We start from the raw sequence: 18008 nt of genomic DNA on the forward strand, positions 1-18008 counted from the left end.
TCGTAAGCCTTGTGAAAAGTTAAGTGAGTTTACTTACTGAGTAAGAAATGAAGGTTAACTCTAATATATTTTAAAAACTGCTGCTCCGTTTTAACATGTAATTTTCGCATAATGCTCCGGCGGAGTGACTTTGTCTGCTCTTCAGAAAGTGAAAGTAAAGCGGCCGTTTCGCTTAAATGATAACCGCTGGCGATCAGTTTTAACAGGTGACGTTCTGTTACTGAAAAATGACGAGTCGTGCAGTAGTGGCAAATGCCAGAAGGGACGCTATGTCGAAGCGCTCGTTTATGTAAGATCAATATCATTTTCCGGGTAATTTCTTCAACATCATCTTCCCGATAAATATGCGGCAGCATATACAGACATGGTCTGAACATGAGCTTTTCTTTATCGCATTTATTACAAATAATCACCCGTAGCTGATGTTGGGTATGCATAGGTATCTGGTAACAGCCTGCGCTGAACCAATCATCATCCAGGGCCAGGAAAGCGATATCGGCATTATCTATCTCTTCTGGCGGCAGAAAGTCAATTTTCTGCTGCCATTGATTCGCCAGACGCGTCATGATGATTTTCAACCCATGCTCAAAGTGACTGTTTTGCTCCTTAATAGCGATACGCAGCATAAAAAATATCCTACACGGCAGGTGAATCATGGTGAAATATTAAAGAAACTTATTGATTTTCTAAATACTGGCGGCCTTAATTCCCACTTTATGCGTGCTGAGATGTGTCCAGGCGATTTCCTGGAACCTGGCATTGCGCCAGAAAAGACGATATTCGTACACTTAGTCAGCAACCAGAACAAAAGCCATTGACTCAGGAGTGCCTGACCGTATAATTCTCGCGTTTCGTCTACACGAAGTCTTCACTTCACAAGGCGCCCTTAGCTCAGTTGGATAGAGCAACGGCCTTCTAAGCCGTGGGTCGCAGGTTCGAATCCTGCAGGGCGCGCCAATTATAAATCAACGCGTTACGCTTCTTTATTTCCTCCTTATTTTCCATATGGGACATATTTGGGACATCATCACCAAAAATGTCGTCTATTTCCCTCGCGTGTTCCGTTAAATGATTAGGCGCAAGGTGAGCATATCTGTGAACCATTTCAATAGATTTCCATCCCCCATTTCCTAAAGCACTGACAGTGGAACTCCTGATTGAATTAACCAGCTTGCCCATGTGTGCCTCAGATCGTGGAAACGGAAATCCTCAATTCCAGCCCGGCGGCAAGCTGCATTCCATGCTCGCTGGTCATCGACGCGCATCTTTCTGATAGTCGGCGTCTTTGAGCCATCGGGCCGGATGCCTTCTTTCGTATGTACGAACACCCATTTATGATGCTTACCAATCTGGTCACGCAATACCTTACAGGCAGTGTCATTTAGCGCTACGCCAATAGCGCGGTTTGACTTGCTGTCTTCAGGGTTCACTCAGGCAACACGACGTTGCATGTCAATCTGTTGCCATTCCAGATTGATGATGTTCGACCTTCTGAGGCCGGTTGCCAGCGCAAACTTAACGACCGACCTCAGCGGCTCCGGACATTCATCAATCAGCCTTTTCGCCTCTTCATGCTCAAGCCACCGAACGCGCTTATTTCTCACTGACGGTATCTTGATAACTGGCGCTTTCTCCAGCCATTTCCAGTCACGTTCTGCCGCCCGGAGAATGGCCTTCATCAGTGCGAGGTGCTTTGCCTTTGTCGATGTAGTGACCAGTTTAGCTGAATAGACTGGTACTAGCTCTCCATTCTTTTGCGCCGCGGCAGCTTTGATTTTCCATATCTCAAGCTGCTTGCGGTTGCTCATCCTGTTCACTGCTGAGTAAACCTTTTGCTCGGTTACATCCTTTAACCGTGCTCCCTCAAAATGCGCCAGCCAGAAAGCCATACGGCTGCGGTCATCTTTCAGTGATTTCTTCTCTGCCTTTTCCTCCAGCCAGCGCATGCAGGCATCATCAAACGTTACGTCAGGAAAATCACCAAGCCTGTCTACTCGCCACAATTCAGCCTTGCGCTTGTCATGTAGCTCAGTAGCGAGCCACTTGTCGGAAGTCCCAAGGCTTTCCTTAATTCGCTTCCCGCCCGGTGTCGAGTAGGACGCGTACCATATTTCACCTCTGCGGAAGATGGACATTTTCTTTCCTCTTTTATGTCATCACCCGCGCTCACCTGGACAGTATGCAGCGGAGACTGAAGCGCCGCAATGCAGGCTTGTCGTGTGGTGAGGTAAGGGGATTTCGGTTTGGTGGGGTCTTTGCGTGTTGCCTGAAGGCGGCCTGTGCGAATCCAGTTTGTGGCGGTAGGTCTGGATATTTTGAGAAATGCACAGGCCTCATCGAGTGTGAGACTGTGTGATTCCATAGTTACTCCGCATCGATGGCGAGAATTTGAGCCTGTCCGTAATTCTGTGTAACTGCCAATGTATTAAAGGTGATCGCTCACGCGATCACCGAACTCGATAATAAAGCGGCTCATCGCCAGCCGCCAGTTCTGGATCGGCATACTCCATTTTTTTGACGCATCCTTGATTGCCAGATAAATAACCTTCCGCACCGAGTCGTCCGTTGGGAACACTTTGCGTTTCTTAATCGCGGCACGGATCACGCTGTTCAGCGATTCTATGGCATTCGTGGTATAGATGGCCTTGTGGATATCCGCTGGGTAGCCGAAGAACGGGTTCAGGTTTTCCCGGTGTGCACGCCAGCTTTTGCTGACTTGGGGATACTTATTATCCCACGCGTCTGCGAACGCATCCAGCGCCATCAGCGCCGCCTCTTCGGTCGGAGCCTGATAAACTGCTTTTAGCCCACTGGTGACGGCTTTGTAGCCCTTCCAGGACACGTATTTCAGGCTGTTACGCACCATGTGGATGATGCACAGCTGGATGTGAGTCTGCGGGTAAACGCTGTTTATCGCATCCGGGAAGCCCTTCAGACCGTCCACGTAGGCAATCAGGATATGCTGATTGCCCCGGTTTTTCAGTTCCGTCAGCACGCTTAGCCAGAACTTGGCACCTTCATTTTCGGCCAGCCACATGCCCAGCAACTCTTTCTAGCCTTCGGTATTGATCCCCAGCGCGAGGAAAACGGCTTTGTTTATCACACTGCCATTCTGACGGACTTTGACGACAATGCAGTCCATATAAACGATGGGATACAGCGCATCCAACTGCCGGTTTTGCCATTCAGCGACCTGCTCTTTTACGGCGTCGGTGACTTTAGATATCAGCGTGGGCGAGACATCCGCATCGTACATTTCTTTGAACGTGGCGACAATTTCACGTGTGGTCATACCTTTGGCGTACAGAGACAAAATCTGGCTGTCCATCTGCGTAATACGCGTTTGGTGCTTATTAATCAACTGTGGTTCAAAGGTGTTTTCACGGTCACGCGGCGTGTTCAGATCAATCTCGCCGTCATCGCACAACACCGTTTTTGACGAGTAGCCATTGCGGGTGTTTAAGCCTGTTTTGGGCGCATTTTTCTCATGCCCGGGGTGGGCAGTCAGTTCCGCATTGAGCACCGTTTCGACGGTAAGCTTCGTCAACATGCGGGAAAAAGCATTGAGATCGGCTTCGGTTTTAAGGCCCTTAGCCAGTTCAACTGCCAGTGCTTTGAGTTTCTTGTCGTCCATAATTTGCCTGTCTCCGTTGTTGGAGTGAACATATCAAAAACAGGCAGATACACAATTTAAATTACAGCCTCTTCGGCTATGCCGGAGGATATTTATTGATGTTAGCCACATGACCTATAATTAAAATCTACCATATACAAATCATCCTTCTTTAATACACTATAAACACTCCCTTTATCAATAATATCCCAGTTACACTTATCTTCAATATATCGTTGAGAATCAGGAACGAACGTCATGTCTATATACCTGCCTAGATCTGCGATACCCCATGATGATCCCTGAGTCATATAATTTGGTGCTAATATTTTCATGAATGGTATAGAGTTAAACGCCATCCTTGTTTTAATAGAGAGTGGGCGAGACCCTGAAATGATGACTTTATAAGTTGATTCGTTGGAATCTTTCGTTATTATGTTTGAGACACTTTGAGCGATAAAGTCAGAATAATCATCGTTATTTTTAAGAGTTGACCCATAAATTGAACACAAGAAAAATGAATACGAAACAACTAAAATTGCTGAGGCGAACTTTATTCTGTCAAGAAATAAAGAAATTTTTATCTTGTCTATAACAATAAATAAAGATATTATTAAAAATGGAAAGCATATAAATGTCCTTGAAGTTATCCAAGCTGTTGTAATTACAAGATTTGGCATCATGGTCAATAAAGCGACTCCCAGCAAATAAATGACTGATAGTAACAACCTGCCGAACTCGCGCCCTCTTAAAATAAATTTAACATATGACAGTAAAACCAATGTAACACATGGCCAGATCACATACTTAAAGCCACTAACATATAAGGAATTATAGTAACTCTCATAACTTCTTAAGCGTGATAGAATTATGTCAAATCCATCTGCATCGAAAGTTATAAAGCCACTTCTTTGCATATTTACTGCAAGAAAGCTTATTAATAATGAATAAACAATATACGACACAAAAAAACATAATAAAGAGTTTAGGCAAAGCCTAAAGTCAAATGCCTTTTCGTTATTCAAGCATTGCTTTATCAATAAACATAACGCAACAGAAAAATATGCCATTGTTGACGTCTGATATAAGCAAAATGAAATAAGCAAGCAAAAAAAAGATGTGGCAAAAAAAAGTTTATAATGAGAACGAAAAATAAAAGGTACTACCGCGCACAATACGGATACAGCCATTAATATAGAGTCATATCTATATGATAAGTTCTCAAGCATGAATGGCGATGTAAGAATAAAAAGCGATGAAATGGACTTGAGATATTTGTTTTCGAATAACATATCTGAAACAATTATCCCGGAGATGACAAGTATCACAGATGAAAGTAATGTTGAATAAGGAAATATTGATATTATTCCATTTCCGAAAGACAGCGCTTCCGTTAGAACATTAGATAAAATCCTCCCATCACCATCCCATCCATATCCAAGCGATAACCTACCCATATCATCTACATAATATACATTAGCCAAAACTATTGGAAATACATATAGTAATCCAATAATAAAAAGAAACAAATATTTTTTATTTTTCATTTTTTATCCTTTAACAAGAACCGTGGTCTTTTCTTCGTTTCCACATATATACGCCCAATATATTCGCCAAGCACACCAATTCCTATAAGCTGAACCCCTCCAAGAAAAAGTATTGATACCAATAGTGAAGGGTATCCCCGCACGGCGTTACCGAACGCCAGAGTGTCAAATATCATCCAGGCACCATACAGAAATGCAACACCTGCGACAGCTAACCCGATATACGTCCAGATGCGGAGAGGGAAGGTGGAGAAGCTGGTAATCCCTTCGAGCGCCAGATTCCATAATTTCCAGCCGTTGAATTTCGAATCACCGGCCACGCGTTCGGCACGGGCATATTTAACAACATCCGTTTTTCCGCCAACCCAACTGAGCACCCCCTTCATGAACAAGTTGCGTTCGGGCATTAATTTAATATTTTCGACAACCTCACGGCTCATTAACCGGAAATCACCGACGTTCTCTTCAATTTTCGGATTGCTGATTTTATTGTGCAGCTTATAAAACCATTCAGCTGTCTTACGCTTCATGCGCCCGTCAGTTGAGCGGTCTGAGCGCTTAGCCAGCACCATATCTGCGCCAGCCTGCCACTTCTCAATGAGATGGGGGATAACTTCTATCGGATCCTGTAAATCGACATCAATAGGAATGACCGCATCCCCGGTTGCATGGTCGAGACCCGCGAAAAGAGCAGGTTCTTTACCGAAGTTTCGCGTAAACGAAAGCGGAATAACGAGCGGATCAGATGCAGCTATTTTGTTAATTATTGATTCAGTCGCATCTTTGCTTCCGTCGTTGATGAAAACAATCTCAACTTCATACGGTTTTAGCTCTTCAAACTCGCGAACCGTTTTATAGAAAATAGGTATCGCATCTTCTTCATTGAAGACCGGAACGACTAACGAGATTTTCATTTCGCATCCCTAAAGACAATGAACTTTGAATAAATGAATCCGCATATCAGGCTGATAGCTGAAAAGGTGACAAGCGTAAGGAGTGGTGGCAGGGAGCATTTGTCAGCCATCCAGCCAACAACGGCGCTCAGTGTTCCCATAAATCCCACGTACATCATGTAGCGAAGCGTGGTGGTGCTGGCGTTAAAGGTGAAGCGCGCATTGGCATAGAAGCTGAACGATACAGCGATAACAAAACCGGAAAAGTTCGCCAACGCCTGATGCGTATGCATCCCATACACACAAAAAGCAAATACGCCCCAATGAATAAGCGTGTTAAGAACACCGATCGATGTGTACTTAGCGAATAACTTCAACATTATGAAAATCAGCGGATTCGGAAAGGTCTGGAGTGTAGCACTACAAATTGCTTTGATCGATATAAACGATCAATAATGTGATATTTGATAGTTTAAACTTATTGTTATCTTATTAATTGATCGTTGTTACCGATCAATTGGGGCTGCTGATTGCTAAGTGGGTTGGGACAAAAACGGGACACACAAAGCTTTGCATCGGCTTGCAAGGCTTTGCATGTTTTTCGAAGATGGGGCGAGTGTGAGCGCCGTAGTAATGGGATAACTTGTTGTTAGCTCAGGTAGTTCCAGGAACATCTAAGCCGTGGGTCGCAGGTTCGAATCCTGCAGGGCGCGCCATTTAACCTCTCAAAATTATGTTAATCCGTAAGCTTCTGCGGGGGCGACGTTGCGCCATCCGCAGTACGTGACGCTAATATGCAAATAACTAATTGCGTTTAATCTGTTTATGGTGCTCCTCAGCCTGGATCTCGTGGGAGAAAGAATGGGCATTATTCATCGATTGATGGATGACCATTGCTTTTTCATGGTCGTCCATTTCAGAAAAGGGTGTCGCATTTTCCACTGTAGTCAGGGCGCTGGGTTTCTGTGTCTGAGCCATTTGCTGGTGCGCGAAGGCGTCACCGTTATTCATCATCTCATGCGCCGTGGCGGATAATTGGCGAGATTCCATTTTCTCTGCGGCTTTTACGCCAGCTGAAATAAAAAAACGACAGCTAAAAGGGATGTAAACTTATTTATCTTATTTCTCCGGTGTGGGTTAATAAGAGAAATAATAAAACAGTCGTTGGGTCTGGCGCGTGACAGGATAATGACGATTATATCAGATTATTTTGCTGGCTAGTGATAGCGCCTTTCACTATCGCTACAGTTCAACGGAGGTGTTTGGGTAATGTCAAAATAAAACGAGGAGCGCGCGTATCGGAGGTGACAGAAACTTTTCCCTGATGCGCAATGACGATGGATTTTACAATTGCCAGGCCTATACCGCTGCCTTCCCCTTTACGCTGGCGGGAGGGATCAACGCGATAAAAACGATCGAAAAGGCGCGGCAAATGTTCCGGCGCGATTGGCGTACCGGGGTTTTCAACAATAATATGTATCTGGTCGTCCGCTTCTTTTATCCGAAGAGTAATGGTTTTACCTGGCGGCGTATAGCGCATCGCATTAGAGAGTAAATTACTGATCGCTCTGCGCAGCATGATGGGATCGCCGGTGATTCAGCAGGCGCGGCCTTCAAAGCGCAAGCTCCCAACACCTTTTCGGCAGAAACACTCAATGAGGCGCTCTACCACGGGGCGGTGCTCCGGGTGCGGCCAAAAGCCATGACGGTAGCGGTGATTATCGCCGGTCTGCTACCTGTTTTATGAGGGACCGGCGCGGGTTCTGAGGTGATGAGCCGTATTACCGCGCCGTTGCTGTCGCTGTTCATCATTCCGGCAGCCTACAAGCTGATGTGGCTGCGCAGGCATCGTCGCCTTGCGGCATAACGTGTGTCGCCCGCCTGCGGCGTCAAACTGTAGGCGGGTTCAGTATACGTTTATCGTCCGAGCGCGTTGACCCGTTTGCGGTACTCGCCTGGTGTACAACCGAATTCACGGACAAAAGCTTTGTGAAAAGAAGATTCGCTCGCATAACCTACCGACTCGGCAATCACCATCACCGGCAGCGCTTCACGCGACAGGGTCTGGGCGGCGATTTGCAGGCGCAGCGTTGTTAACACGGCTAAGGGCGTTGTAGCGGACACGTCGCGAAATAGCTGGGCGAAGCTCGCCCGCGACATGTGTACCCGTTGCGCCAGCGTTTCGACCGTCCAGGGATGCGCAGGTGTTTCCAGCATGTGAAGGATCACGCGGCCCAGCCGGGGATGCAGCAATAAATTGAGCACGCTTTTCGCTGTGCCAGCCTGCGATAGCCAGTCGCGAACGGCGAGGGTAAACAGCGTGGCGCACTGCTGACTGTATAAGACATCAGCGGCAGGTAAATGGCGTTCTGACTCCTGCTGTAACAGCAAAATGGCGGCGTTAATCCAGATACTGGCGGGGCTATGCGGCGGCGGGGCAAGACATAACACTTCCGGCAACGCGGTAAGGAAATAACGTGACGTCGTGTGCAGACGTAGACTACCGCACACGATATGTGTCGGTGCTTCGCCAGACTGGCGCAAACGGTGGGCGGAGTTTTGTGGCAGAATCACCACCTTTCCCGGCGTAAGCGTCATGGCGTCGCCGGTAGGCATTTCCAGTTGCGCTTCGCCCTGCGTAACGGTATGCCAGCGAATCACCGATAGTTCGCCAGCGGCGTGCGGCAACTGCCAGTCGCCGCCTAACGGGCAATTCTTGTCGATTGAGCCCTGAGGGGCGTTAAGCGTCAATAGCCGACTAAGCGCATCCATATAGACTCCAGAACAGATTCTTTTTCAAAAATAGGGATAACCATTTCTGTCTCTGATCACTATATTTCGGACTCAATGTCATTTCTACTCTTGTTTTTGCTAACCGCTAATTTAGACGATAAGACAAAAATTGGCGCGTTACGGATAACCCTGTCTTTTTTGACGTTATTTATACTTGTCCTGACAAACAGATGGTGATTTGGCGGAGAAAGAAGATGACACAGTATCAGGCGCTCATTATTGGTTTTGGCAAGGCAGGAAAAACGTTGGCGGCAACTCTGGCGAAGACGGGATGGCGCGTGGCGATTATCGAACAGTCCGCCAGTATGTTCGGCGGAACCTGCATCAACATTGGCTGTATTCCAACGAAAACGCTGGTGCATGACGCGGAACGTGAGGGCGATTTTTCTGTCGCCATGCAACGCAAAGCGGCGGTCGTAAATTTTTTACGCGACAAAAATTTTCATAATCTTGCCGACCTGGACAATGTCGATGTGATTGAGGGAAGGGCGGAGTTTATTGATAACCATACCTTACGGGTATTTCAGGCGGACGGCGAGCGGGTGTTACGGGGAGAAAAGATCTTCATTAATACTGGCGCAGAGTCGGTGATCCCGGCTATCACGGGCTTAACAACGACGGCAGGGGTGTTCGATAGCACCGGGCTACTCAGCCTGAGCCAGCGTCCGGCGCGGCTGGGGATTTTAGGCGGCGGTTATATTGGCCTTGAATTTGCCTCAATGTTCGCCAACTTCGGTACGAAGGTCACTATCTTTGAAGCAGCGCCGCAATTCCTGCCTCGTGAAGATCGGGATATCGCGCAGGCAATTACCCGCATTTTACAGGAAAAGGGCGTCGAGCTGATTTTAAACGCCAACGTACAGGCTGTATCCTCAAAGGAGGGCGCGGTACAAGTAGAAACGCCGGAAGGCGCGCATCTTGTGGATGCCCTGCTGGTGGCGTCGGGGCGAAAACCGGCGACGGCTGGCTTACAGTTGCAGAACGCCGGCGTGGCGGTGAACGAACGCGGCGGGATCATCGTGGATGATTACCTGCGTACCACGGCGGACAATATCTGGGCGATGGGCGACGTTACCGGTGGGTTGCAGTTTACCTATATTTCACTGGATGATTTTCGTATTGTACGCGACGGGTTATTGGGAGATGGCAAACGCAGTACCCGCGATCGCCAGAATGTTCCGTATTCCGTCTTTATGACGCCGCCGCTCTCTCGTGTCGGGCTGACGGAAGAACAAGCGCGGGCAAGCGGCGCAACGGTGCAGGTGGTGACATTACCGGTGGCGGCGATCCCTCGCGCCCGTGTTATGAACGATACCCGTGGCGTACTAAAAGCGGTAGTGGACGTGAATACGCAGCGTATTGTAGGGGTGTCATTGTTATGCGTTGATTCTCATGAAATGATTAATATCGTTAAAACCGTTATGGATGCAGATTTACCTTATACGGTGTTACGCGACCAGATATTTACCCATCCTACAATGAGTGAGTCTTTAAACGATCTCTTCTCTCTCATTAAGTAAAACATAAATAACGTAGCCCTGTTAATCAGGGCTTTTTTTTGCCTGTCAGGCTATAAAAATACGCCAGGACAAATATGCTGGCGTCTGAAAGAAAAGGCTTTAGTCAGGCGTAACGTATTATAACACCATTGAAATAACCCACGACTGGAAATCTCGATGTTAAAAGTTACCACGCTTATTGCTTCATTATTGGCTGCGCCGCTGGCGTTTTCCGCTTCCGCCCAGCCGCTAACTGACGTTGAATATATCAGCGTTTCTGCGGTGTCAGCAACGCCGTCAATGCTTGAAGACGCTATTGCCAGACTGGCGCAAAGTAAACAGGCGTCGTCATGGAAAATTACGTCCATGCGTATTGATAATACGGGTTACGCCACTGCGATATTATATAAATAAGGAGAGCCTGAGATGGATAAATATCTTCGTCTGTTAAGTCAGGGGGATCGGCTGGGATTAACATTAATTCGCCTGAGTATCGCCATCGTTTTTATCTGGATTGGACTACTAAAATTTGTGCCCTATGAGGCAGACAGTATTACCCCGTTTGTGGCGAACAGCCCGTTTATGTCTTTTTTCTATGAACATCCTGAAGAATATCGTCAGCATCTGACTCATGAGGGTGAACTAAAACCGGAGGAACGCGCCTGGCAAACGGCCAATAATACGTATGCGTTTTCGGATGGTCTGGGCGTGGTGGAATTGATTATCGCGGCGCTGGTACTGGCTAACCCTGTCAGCCGCTGGTTAGGGCTGGCAGGCGGCGTGCTGGCATTCCTGACGCCATTTGTCACGCTGTCGTTTTTAATCACCACGCCGGAGGCCTGGGTTATGCCGCTGGGCGATGCGCATTATGGTTTTCCGTATTTATCGGGCGCCGGGCGGCTGGTATTAAAAGATACGTTAATGCTGGCTGGTGCGGTGATGATCATGGCGGACTCCGCCCGTTCGTTACTTTTACAGCGACAGTAGCGCCCCTCTTACCCTCTTTATGCCGCGATTCGTCGGGTGGCGCTTGCGCCATCCGACAATGTGTTGATGAATGATGGACTACCCTGACAGAAGTTCCTGTTCCACCTGTTGAACCTGCGCCTCCAGCGTATTGCGAATTTCGGTTAGCGCCCGTTCCTGCTCGGAGAAATAGGCTTCCTTATCCGCAACAGAAGAGGCGAGCCGCCAGGCGTTTTCCGTTTCCAGTTGCGTTATCTCTTTCAACAGCGCGTCGATTTGTGTGCGGAGCTGGCGTATTTTATGGCGCAGATGTTCCAGGTTATTTAGCCTGTCGCTTGCCATCATCGGTTCCAGGCCGCTTTGCAGCTGCGTCAATAACGCGCGAATTGCCGCCAGATCGGCATTCTGCCGCGCCTGATTAAGCTGTACCATCATCTGGTGCGCTTTTTCTTTCAATTCATCGGCGACCACATCCGGGTGACACAGGCGGCTGGCCTGACGCCACAAACGTTTTAATTCACTGCGTTCGTCTGCCGACAAACGTTGATCGCGGGCGTAGCGGAATTGCGCTTCCTGCTGCTGCTCCCGATACTGGTGATAGTCCTGTTCCGCATTTTCCTGCGCCTGGCGGAATGCGCTGTCGTCCTGATGGGAAAAATCCGCTTCCAGCTCGCGAATTTCCGCCAGCAACGCGGTAATTAATTCCGTCTGCTGCTGGATTCGCTGACGGATGCCCACCGCTTCGCGCGAGGCGGCATTCAATCCTGTCCACTGCTGTTTTAGCGTTGCCAGTTGATCCACGGCCTGGGAAATAAATTGCAGGCAGGATTGATAATCCTTTTCCCGGCGTTTTATTTCGGCTTCTTGCTTACGCTGCATACTCACCGCGAGCTGTTTACGCAACTCCAGAATACGGCTCATCAACGGCCCGAGGCGCAGATGATAGAGGTCGTTGAAATCGTCGAGGATTTGTACCCGCGCATTTCGTTTGTCAATCAGATCGCGAAGCTGGGCTTCAAGCGCTTTCAGCTCCAGTTTACTGGCGGCAATAGAGGGATCTTGCCACGTCGAGAGCGCCCGTTGAGCCTGTAGCCAGGCGGCGATCTCTTGCATGGCGTCACTGAATCGACGAGCTTCAATCGCCTGGGCAATCGCGCTGATTACGGCATCCTGCGGCTCATTTTTCAGGTAGATGAGCTGCTGACGGATAATCTCTTCGTCCTCAAGTTCAATGGCGCTTTTGATGATCTCTAAACGTTTGATGATCTTATTCATGACGTTGATGCCTGGCGTGGCTCAAAAACGGATAACAGATACCAGGTCTGATTCACCTTTTTGAAAATACTGAAAAAATACTAAATGTATTCTGTAGGGTGTCGTACTTTTCGTCCAGAGTTATTCACATATTTTATACTCGTCGTCTGTCACCCGTAACGTTCTATATCGGCGCGCACTCTTTTCTTTTTACTGCCCGCGACATCTTTTTTTACACGATAACGTTAACGTCCGGAGTTGAGCCTTGACAAACGATTGCGCCTTGCGGCAGCGAGAGCGAAATGTTAAAAGGTGCCCCTCAATAAAAACGATACAGGGGTAGGACGTGAAAAACGCGTCAACTGCATCCGGCGCCAGCGTGTCGGATGCCGCGTCGAAGAATGAACCGACGCTTCAACGGGGGTTGCAAAACCGCCATATTCAGCTAATCGCGCTGGGCGGCGCCATTGGCACCGGACTGTTTCTGGGCATCGGCCCGGCGATTCAAATGGCGGGGCCGGCTGTTTTGTTGGGCTATGGCGTTGCCGGGATTATCGCTTTTCTCATTATGCGCCAGTTGGGTGAAATGGTTGTGGAAGAGCCGGTTTCCGGATCGTTTGCCCACTTCGCCTGGAAATATTGGGGGCCGTTTGCGGGCTTTTTATCGGGCTGGAACTATTGGGTCATGTTTGTGCTGGTCGGGATGGCGGAGCTGACCGCGGCGGGCATCTATATGCAGTACTGGCTGCCTGACGTACCAACATGGGTATGGGCGGCGGTGTTTTTTATTATCATTAATGCCGTGAATCTGGTGAATGTTCGTCTGTATGGCGAAACGGAATTCTGGTTCGCGCTGATTAAAGTGCTGGCGATTATCGGCATGATAGGTTTTGGTCTGTGGCTGCTGTTCTCCGGCCACGGCGGCGAACATGCCAGTATTGATAACCTCTGGCGTTATAACGGTTTCTTCGCTACCGGTTGGCATGGTTTGCTTCTGTCGCTGGCGGTGATTATGTTTTCTTTTGGCGGACTGGAGCTGATCGGCATTACTGCGGCGGAAGCGCGCGATCCGCAAAAAAGCATCCCGAAAGCGGTGAATCAGGTGGTATACCGTATTTTGCTGTTCTACATCGGTTCGCTGGTGGTGTTGCTGGCGCTCTATCCGTGGGTAGAGGTGAAATCCAATAGCAGCCCTTTTGTGATGATCTTCCATAACCTGGACAGTAATGTGGTGGCTTCGGCGCTGAATTTCGTTATCCTGGTCGCGTCGCTTTCGGTGTATAACAGCGGCGTTTATTCGAATAGCCGAATGCTGTTCGGCCTGTCCGTACAAGGCAATGCGCCGAAATTTTTAACCCGCGTCAGCCATCGCGGCGTACCGGTGAACTCGCTGATACTTTCCGGAGCGATTACCTCGCTGGTGGTGCTGATCAACTATCTGTTGCCGCAAAAAGCGTTTAGCCTGTTGATGGCGCTGGTTGTCGCGACGCTATTGCTAAACTGGATAATGATCTGTCTCGCGCATTTACGTTTTCGCGCGGCGATGCGTCGTAAAGGGCGCGAGACGCAATTTAAGGCGCTGTTCTATCCCGCCGGAAACTATTTGTGCATTGCGTTTCTGGCGCTGATTCTGGTGTTAATGTGTACGATGGACGATATGCGATTGTCGGCGATTTTGCTGCCGGTATGGATTGTATTCCTGTTTATCGCGTTTACCGTTTTGCGCCGTAAGGCTCATTAACTTTTTTGCCCGATCCCATGCTCATGCGATCGGGCAATCCATTAATGCCGCAATGTCCCTGACAGCGCACGAATATCGCTGCCGGTCGGCGTCTGATGAATACGCAAGCCAAACTCTTCCACCACGGCAAAAATATGGTCGAAAATATCGGCCTGAATGCTCTCATATTCCAGCCACACGACGGTATTGGTAAAGGCGTAGATCTCTATCGGCAAACCATGATCGTCAGGCGCCAGTTGGCGTACCATCAGCGTCATGTCTTTACGGATGCGCGGATGGTGGCGTAAATATTCGTTCAGATAGGCGCGAAATGTCCCAATATTGGTCATGCGGCGGTGATTTAAGGCTGATTCCGGCGCATCCAGTTGTTTATTCCATTCATCGATTTCCTGATGACGGCTGGTAAGGTACGGCTTTAACAGTTGCGCGGTTAACAGCCGCTGTTTTTCATCATCATCCAGAAAATGGATACTGGTCGCGTCAATATTAATGCTGCGTTTAATCCGGCGTCCGCCGGACGCAGACATGCCGCTCCAGTTTTTGAACGAGTCGGAAACCAGTGACCAGGTGGGAATGGTGGTGATGGTATTATCCCAGTTGCGTACTTTTACCGTGGTTAAGCCAATATCAATGACCGCGCCATCTGCGCCATATTTTGGCATCTCCAGCCAGTCGCCCAGTTTGAGCATATCGTTGGCGGAAAGCTGGATACCGGCAACCAGGCCAAGAATCGGGTCTTTAAAGACCAGCATTAATACCGCGGCCATCGCGCCCAGCCCGCTGATTAAAATTGCTGGTGACTGGCCAATCAGCAGTGAGATCATCAGAATGCCGACGATAATTGCGCCGATGAGCTTAATGCCCTGAAATATTCCTTTTAGCGGCAACTGAGAGGCGGCGGGCCATTTTTGCGATAGATTGAAAATCACGTCCAGCAGAGAAAATAACGACAGCAGGGCGTAGGTCATAATCCATAACTGCGCGCAGGTCGTCAGGATATCCGCAGCCTCACTGCCTTTTTGTAGCCAGAGCGCGGCCTGAATATTGACAATGATGCCTTGCAGCGTAAAAGCCAGACGATGGAATAATTTATTCTGGGTAATAATTTGCAGCCACAGGCGGGAACTGGCGCTGGCACGTTTTTCGAAAGCGCGCAGTACTATCCAGTGCAAAATAATATGCACGACAACTGCCGTCAGAAAGATAATACCAAATATCACCACCAGCGACGTGGTGTGATTCATTTCAATTCCCGCTAAATCTTCTACCCGGGATATCAATTCCTGCATAATCTCTCCTTTATAAACAGCAGCCTATGATGACTGCTGAATGGCATTTATGCAAATCAGGACGCCTGCGCTTCAGGCATAATCAGCAACAGACGGGTAAAAGCGCCTCTGGGGTTATCCATACGCTATATTTTATCCAGCGCCCTATAAACGTCGTTATTTTACGCGGTTCCCTCTTTTTGAACAGGCGCCAGTTCGTCAACAATGGATGAAAACATTTTAACCAGAATGCTTAAAACGATTGCAATGTTTCTGTCGGATAATGATTAGCACCGTCGTACCTATCAACAATAACATTAAGGAACATCGGATGACCCAAAAGCGTACCCTGCTAAAATACGGCATACTCTCGCTGGCGCTGGCCGCGCCATTATCTGCCTGTGCGTTTGACTCTCTTACGGTGATTGGCGATAGCCTTAGCGATACCGGAAATAACGGTCGCTGGACCTGGGATAGTGGTCAAAATAAGCTCTACGACGAACAGTTGGCCGAACGATATGGGCTGGCATTAAGCCCTTCCAGCAATGGCGGTTCTAATTATGCCGCCGGCGGCGCGACGGCGACCCCGGAATTAAACCCGCAGGATAATACCGCGGATCAGGTACGGCAGTGGCTTGCCAAAACGGGGGGAAAAGCCGACCACAACGGTTTGTATATTCACTGGGTCGGCGGAAACGATCTGGCGGCGGCCATCGCGCGACCTGCCATGGCACAGCAAATAGCCGGTAATAGCGCCACTAGCGCGGCGGAGCAGGTAGGGCTGTTACTGGATGCCGGCGCCGGGCTGGTCGTGGCGCCAAACGTACCGGATATTAGTGCGACGCCAATGCTTCTGGAGGCGGTAATCACCGCCGGGCTGGGCGCAGCGGCGCCCCCGGCGCTAAAAGCGGCGTTAGAGGCGCTGGCGGAGGGAGCTACGCCTGATTTCGCCAGTCGGCAACAGGCGATCCGCAAGGCGTTGCTGGCGGCGGCTGCAACGGTAAGCAGCAATCCGTTTATTCAGCAACTGCTCGTTGAGCAACTGCTGGCGGGCTATGAAAAGGCGGCAGGGCAGGCGTCAGCTCTGACCGATTATTATAATCAGATGGAAGAGAAGGGGCTGGAGCAACACGGCGGCAATATAGCCCGTGCCGATATCAACGGCCTCTTTAAGGAAATTCTTGCCAACCCGCAGGCGTTTGGTCTGACAAATACCGTAGGTATGGCCTGCCCGCCTGGCGTATCCGCTTCGGCGTGCTCCTCGGCGATGCCTGGATTTAATGCGTCGCAGGACTATCTGTTTGCCGATCATTTACATCCCGGTCCGCAGGTCCATACCATTATTGCGCAATATATCCAGTCGATCATTGCCGCGCCGGTACAGGCGACATACCTGAACCAAAGCGTTCAGTCGATGGCGCAAGGTAGTCGTACCACGCTTGACAGCCGTTATCAGCAGCTTCGCCAGGGGGAAAATCCTGTTGGTTCGCTGGGCATGTTCGGCGGATACAGCGGGGGATATCAACGTTATGATAATAATGAGGCCGACGGGAACGCTAATCATAATAATCTGACGGTTGGCGTCGATTATCAGCTTAACGAGCAGGTACTGCTGGGAGGGCTGATAGCCGGTTCTCTGGATAAGCAACATCCTGACGATAATTATCGTTATGACGCCCGCGGTTTTCAGGCCGCCGTATTCAGCCATTTGCGCGCCGGTCAGGCGTGGCTGGATAGCGATTTACACTACTTGTCCGGCAAATTCAGTAACATACAGCGCAGTATCACGCTCGGCGCGCTAAGACGGGTGGAAGAGGGCGAAACCAACGGTCGGCTGTGGGGCGCGAGGTTAACCAGTGGTTATGATTTTGTCATGATGCCGTGGTTAACGACCGGACCGATGCTGCAATATGCATGGGATTACAGCCACGTTAATGGTTATAGCGAGAAGCTCAATACCAGTACATCAATGCGTTTTGGCGACCAAAACGCCCATTCGCAGGTGGGTAGCACTGGCTGGCGTCTGGATCTCCGCCACAGCATCATTCACTCCTGGGCGCAGATTAATTATCGCCGTCAGTTTGGCGATGATACGTATGTGGCGAATGGCGGCCTTAAATCGACCGCGCTGACGTTTAGCCGCGACGGAAAAGCGCAGGATAAAAACTGGGTTGATATCGCGATTGGCGCAGATTTTCCGCTGTCGGCAACGGTGTCCGCTTTCGCCGGGCTGGCGCAAACGGCAGGGTTAAACGATGGCAATCAAACCCGTTATAACGTTGGGTTTAGCGCCCGATTTTGATGACACGCCAGGGAGGGCCAACCCCGTTCGTTCGTGACACGATGAGCCGAAAGCGCAACGGTAAGTTTTATAAAAAGTAAGTATTTTCAAAAATGTGGGTGAAGCCTGTGACGTCGTTTGTAAATTATCGTA

Annotated in this window: 13 protein-coding genes, 1 tRNA gene and 5 pseudogenes; 7 read left to right on the plus strand and 12 right to left on the minus strand. The window is 49.2% G+C overall.

Translation table 11 applies throughout. The features are described from left to right. Nucleotides 1-29 precede the first annotated feature (29 nt). Complete coding sequence (fimW, locus tag ABVM99_RS11580) at nucleotides 30-626, minus strand: fimbria biosynthesis transcriptional regulator FimW (RefSeq protein ID WP_001523348.1); 597 nt, start codon at nucleotides 624-626, stop codon at nucleotides 30-32. 254 nt (nucleotides 627-880) lie between these two features. Here fimW and ABVM99_RS11585 point away from each other — a divergent pair. Beyond that, nucleotides 881-957, plus strand: a tRNA-Arg gene (locus ABVM99_RS11585). Here the strand turns inward: ABVM99_RS11585 and ABVM99_RS11590 are convergent. The 8 genes and pseudogenes from ABVM99_RS11590 to ABVM99_RS11625 all read right to left on the minus strand — a co-directional run. Next, a pseudogene (locus ABVM99_RS11590) lies at nucleotides 916-2135 on the minus strand (site-specific integrase). The gene ABVM99_RS11585 and the pseudogene ABVM99_RS11590 overlap by 42 nt on opposite strands. Before the next feature lie 131 nt (nucleotides 2136-2266). Beyond that, nucleotides 2267-2362: pseudogene (locus ABVM99_RS11595) on the minus strand (helix-turn-helix domain-containing protein); the annotation flags it as partial. A 63-nt stretch (nucleotides 2363-2425) separates the two neighbouring features. After that, nucleotides 2426-3634 (minus strand): annotated as a pseudogene (locus tag ABVM99_RS11600) (IS256 family transposase). Between the two features lie 101 nt (nucleotides 3635-3735). Then, on the minus strand, nucleotides 3736-5160 hold the full coding sequence (locus tag ABVM99_RS11605; RefSeq protein WP_023195040.1) for a glucosyltransferase domain-containing protein: 1425 nt from the start codon (nucleotides 5158-5160) through the stop codon (nucleotides 3736-3738). Then, nucleotides 5157-6074, minus strand: a complete 918-nt coding sequence (locus ABVM99_RS11610; RefSeq protein WP_023195039.1) for a glycosyltransferase family 2 protein — start codon at nucleotides 6072-6074, stop codon at nucleotides 5157-5159. The genes ABVM99_RS11605 and ABVM99_RS11610 overlap by 4 nt, the downstream gene beginning before the upstream one ends. Further along, nucleotides 6071-6433 carry a GtrA family protein gene (locus ABVM99_RS11615; RefSeq protein WP_000915523.1) on the minus strand — a complete coding sequence of 121 codons (363 nt, stop codon included), beginning with the start codon at nucleotides 6431-6433 and terminating at the stop codon, nucleotides 6071-6073. Before ABVM99_RS11615 ends, ABVM99_RS11610 begins: the two co-directional genes overlap by 4 nt. 424 nt (nucleotides 6434-6857) lie before the next feature. Next, the gene (locus ABVM99_RS11620; RefSeq protein WP_020898505.1) at nucleotides 6858-7067 is read right to left on the minus strand and encodes a hypothetical protein; all 210 of its coding nucleotides are present in this window, start codon (nucleotides 7065-7067) and stop codon (nucleotides 6858-6860) included. Nucleotides 7068-7302: 235 nt separating this feature from the next. Next, a pseudogene (locus ABVM99_RS11625) lies at nucleotides 7303-7677 on the minus strand (ATP-binding protein); the annotation flags it as partial. Nucleotides 7678-7680: 3 nt separating this feature from the next. On the opposite strand from ABVM99_RS11625, the pseudogene ABVM99_RS11630 reads away from it, so the two are divergent. Then, nucleotides 7681-7920, plus strand: a pseudogene (locus ABVM99_RS11630) (efflux RND transporter permease subunit); the annotation flags it as partial. A 50-nt stretch (nucleotides 7921-7970) separates the two neighbouring features. On the opposite strand, the gene rclR reads toward ABVM99_RS11630, so the two are convergent. Beyond that, on the minus strand, nucleotides 7971-8825 hold the full coding sequence (gene rclR, locus ABVM99_RS11635) for a reactive chlorine-specific transcriptional regulator RclR (protein WP_023195036.1): 855 nt from the start codon (nucleotides 8823-8825) through the stop codon (nucleotides 7971-7973). Nucleotides 8826-9040: 215 nt separating this feature from the next. On the opposite strand from rclR, the gene rclA reads away from it, so the two are divergent. The 3 genes from rclA (at nucleotide 9041) to rclC (ending at nucleotide 11332) form a co-directional block, all read left to right on the plus strand. Next, on the plus strand, nucleotides 9041-10366 hold the full coding sequence (rclA, locus tag ABVM99_RS11640) for a reactive chlorine resistance oxidoreductase RclA (protein ID WP_000195929.1): 1326 nt from the start codon (nucleotides 9041-9043) through the stop codon (nucleotides 10364-10366). A 156-nt stretch (nucleotides 10367-10522) separates the two neighbouring features. Beyond that, nucleotides 10523-10759 (plus strand): reactive chlorine resistance periplasmic protein RclB, encoded by a 237-nt coding sequence (gene rclB / locus ABVM99_RS11645; RefSeq protein ID WP_000922170.1) that lies wholly within the window; start codon nucleotides 10523-10525, stop codon nucleotides 10757-10759. Nucleotides 10760-10771: 12 nt separating this feature from the next. After that, a complete protein-coding gene (gene rclC, locus ABVM99_RS11650; protein WP_000362177.1) occupies nucleotides 10772-11332 on the plus strand; it encodes a reactive chlorine resistance membrane protein RclC in 561 nt (186 codons plus the stop codon). Nucleotides 11333-11410: 78 nt separating this feature from the next. Here the strand turns inward: rclC and ABVM99_RS11655 are convergent, their stop codons facing one another. Continuing rightward, entirely contained in the window at nucleotides 11411-12586 is a 1176-nt protein-coding gene (locus ABVM99_RS11655) for a DnaJ family molecular chaperone (RefSeq protein WP_001033457.1), read from the minus strand. A 325-nt stretch (nucleotides 12587-12911) separates the two neighbouring features. Here ABVM99_RS11655 and pheP point away from each other — a divergent pair, with 325 nt between their 5' ends. After that, the gene (gene pheP / locus ABVM99_RS11660) at nucleotides 12912-14306 is read left to right on the plus strand and encodes a phenylalanine transporter (RefSeq protein WP_000786291.1); all 1395 of its coding nucleotides are present in this window, start codon (nucleotides 12912-12914) and stop codon (nucleotides 14304-14306) included. Between the two features lie 41 nt (nucleotides 14307-14347). Here the strand turns inward: pheP and ABVM99_RS11665 are convergent, their stop codons facing one another. Beyond that, the gene (locus ABVM99_RS11665) at nucleotides 14348-15595 is read right to left on the minus strand and encodes a mechanosensitive ion channel family protein (RefSeq protein WP_001156978.1); all 1248 of its coding nucleotides are present in this window, start codon (nucleotides 15593-15595) and stop codon (nucleotides 14348-14350) included. Nucleotides 15596-15905: 310 nt separating this feature from the next. Between ABVM99_RS11665 and ABVM99_RS11670 the strand changes: the two genes are divergently transcribed. Beyond that, the gene (locus tag ABVM99_RS11670) at nucleotides 15906-17876 is read left to right on the plus strand and encodes an autotransporter domain-containing esterase (RefSeq protein ID WP_023194929.1); all 1971 of its coding nucleotides are present in this window, start codon (nucleotides 15906-15908) and stop codon (nucleotides 17874-17876) included. Nucleotides 17877-18008 lie beyond the last annotated feature (132 nt).

Source organism: Salmonella sp. SJTUF15591 (genome assembly GCF_043356435.1).
In the GTDB taxonomy this organism is placed as follows: domain Bacteria; phylum Pseudomonadota; class Gammaproteobacteria; order Enterobacterales; family Enterobacteriaceae; genus Salmonella; species Salmonella enterica.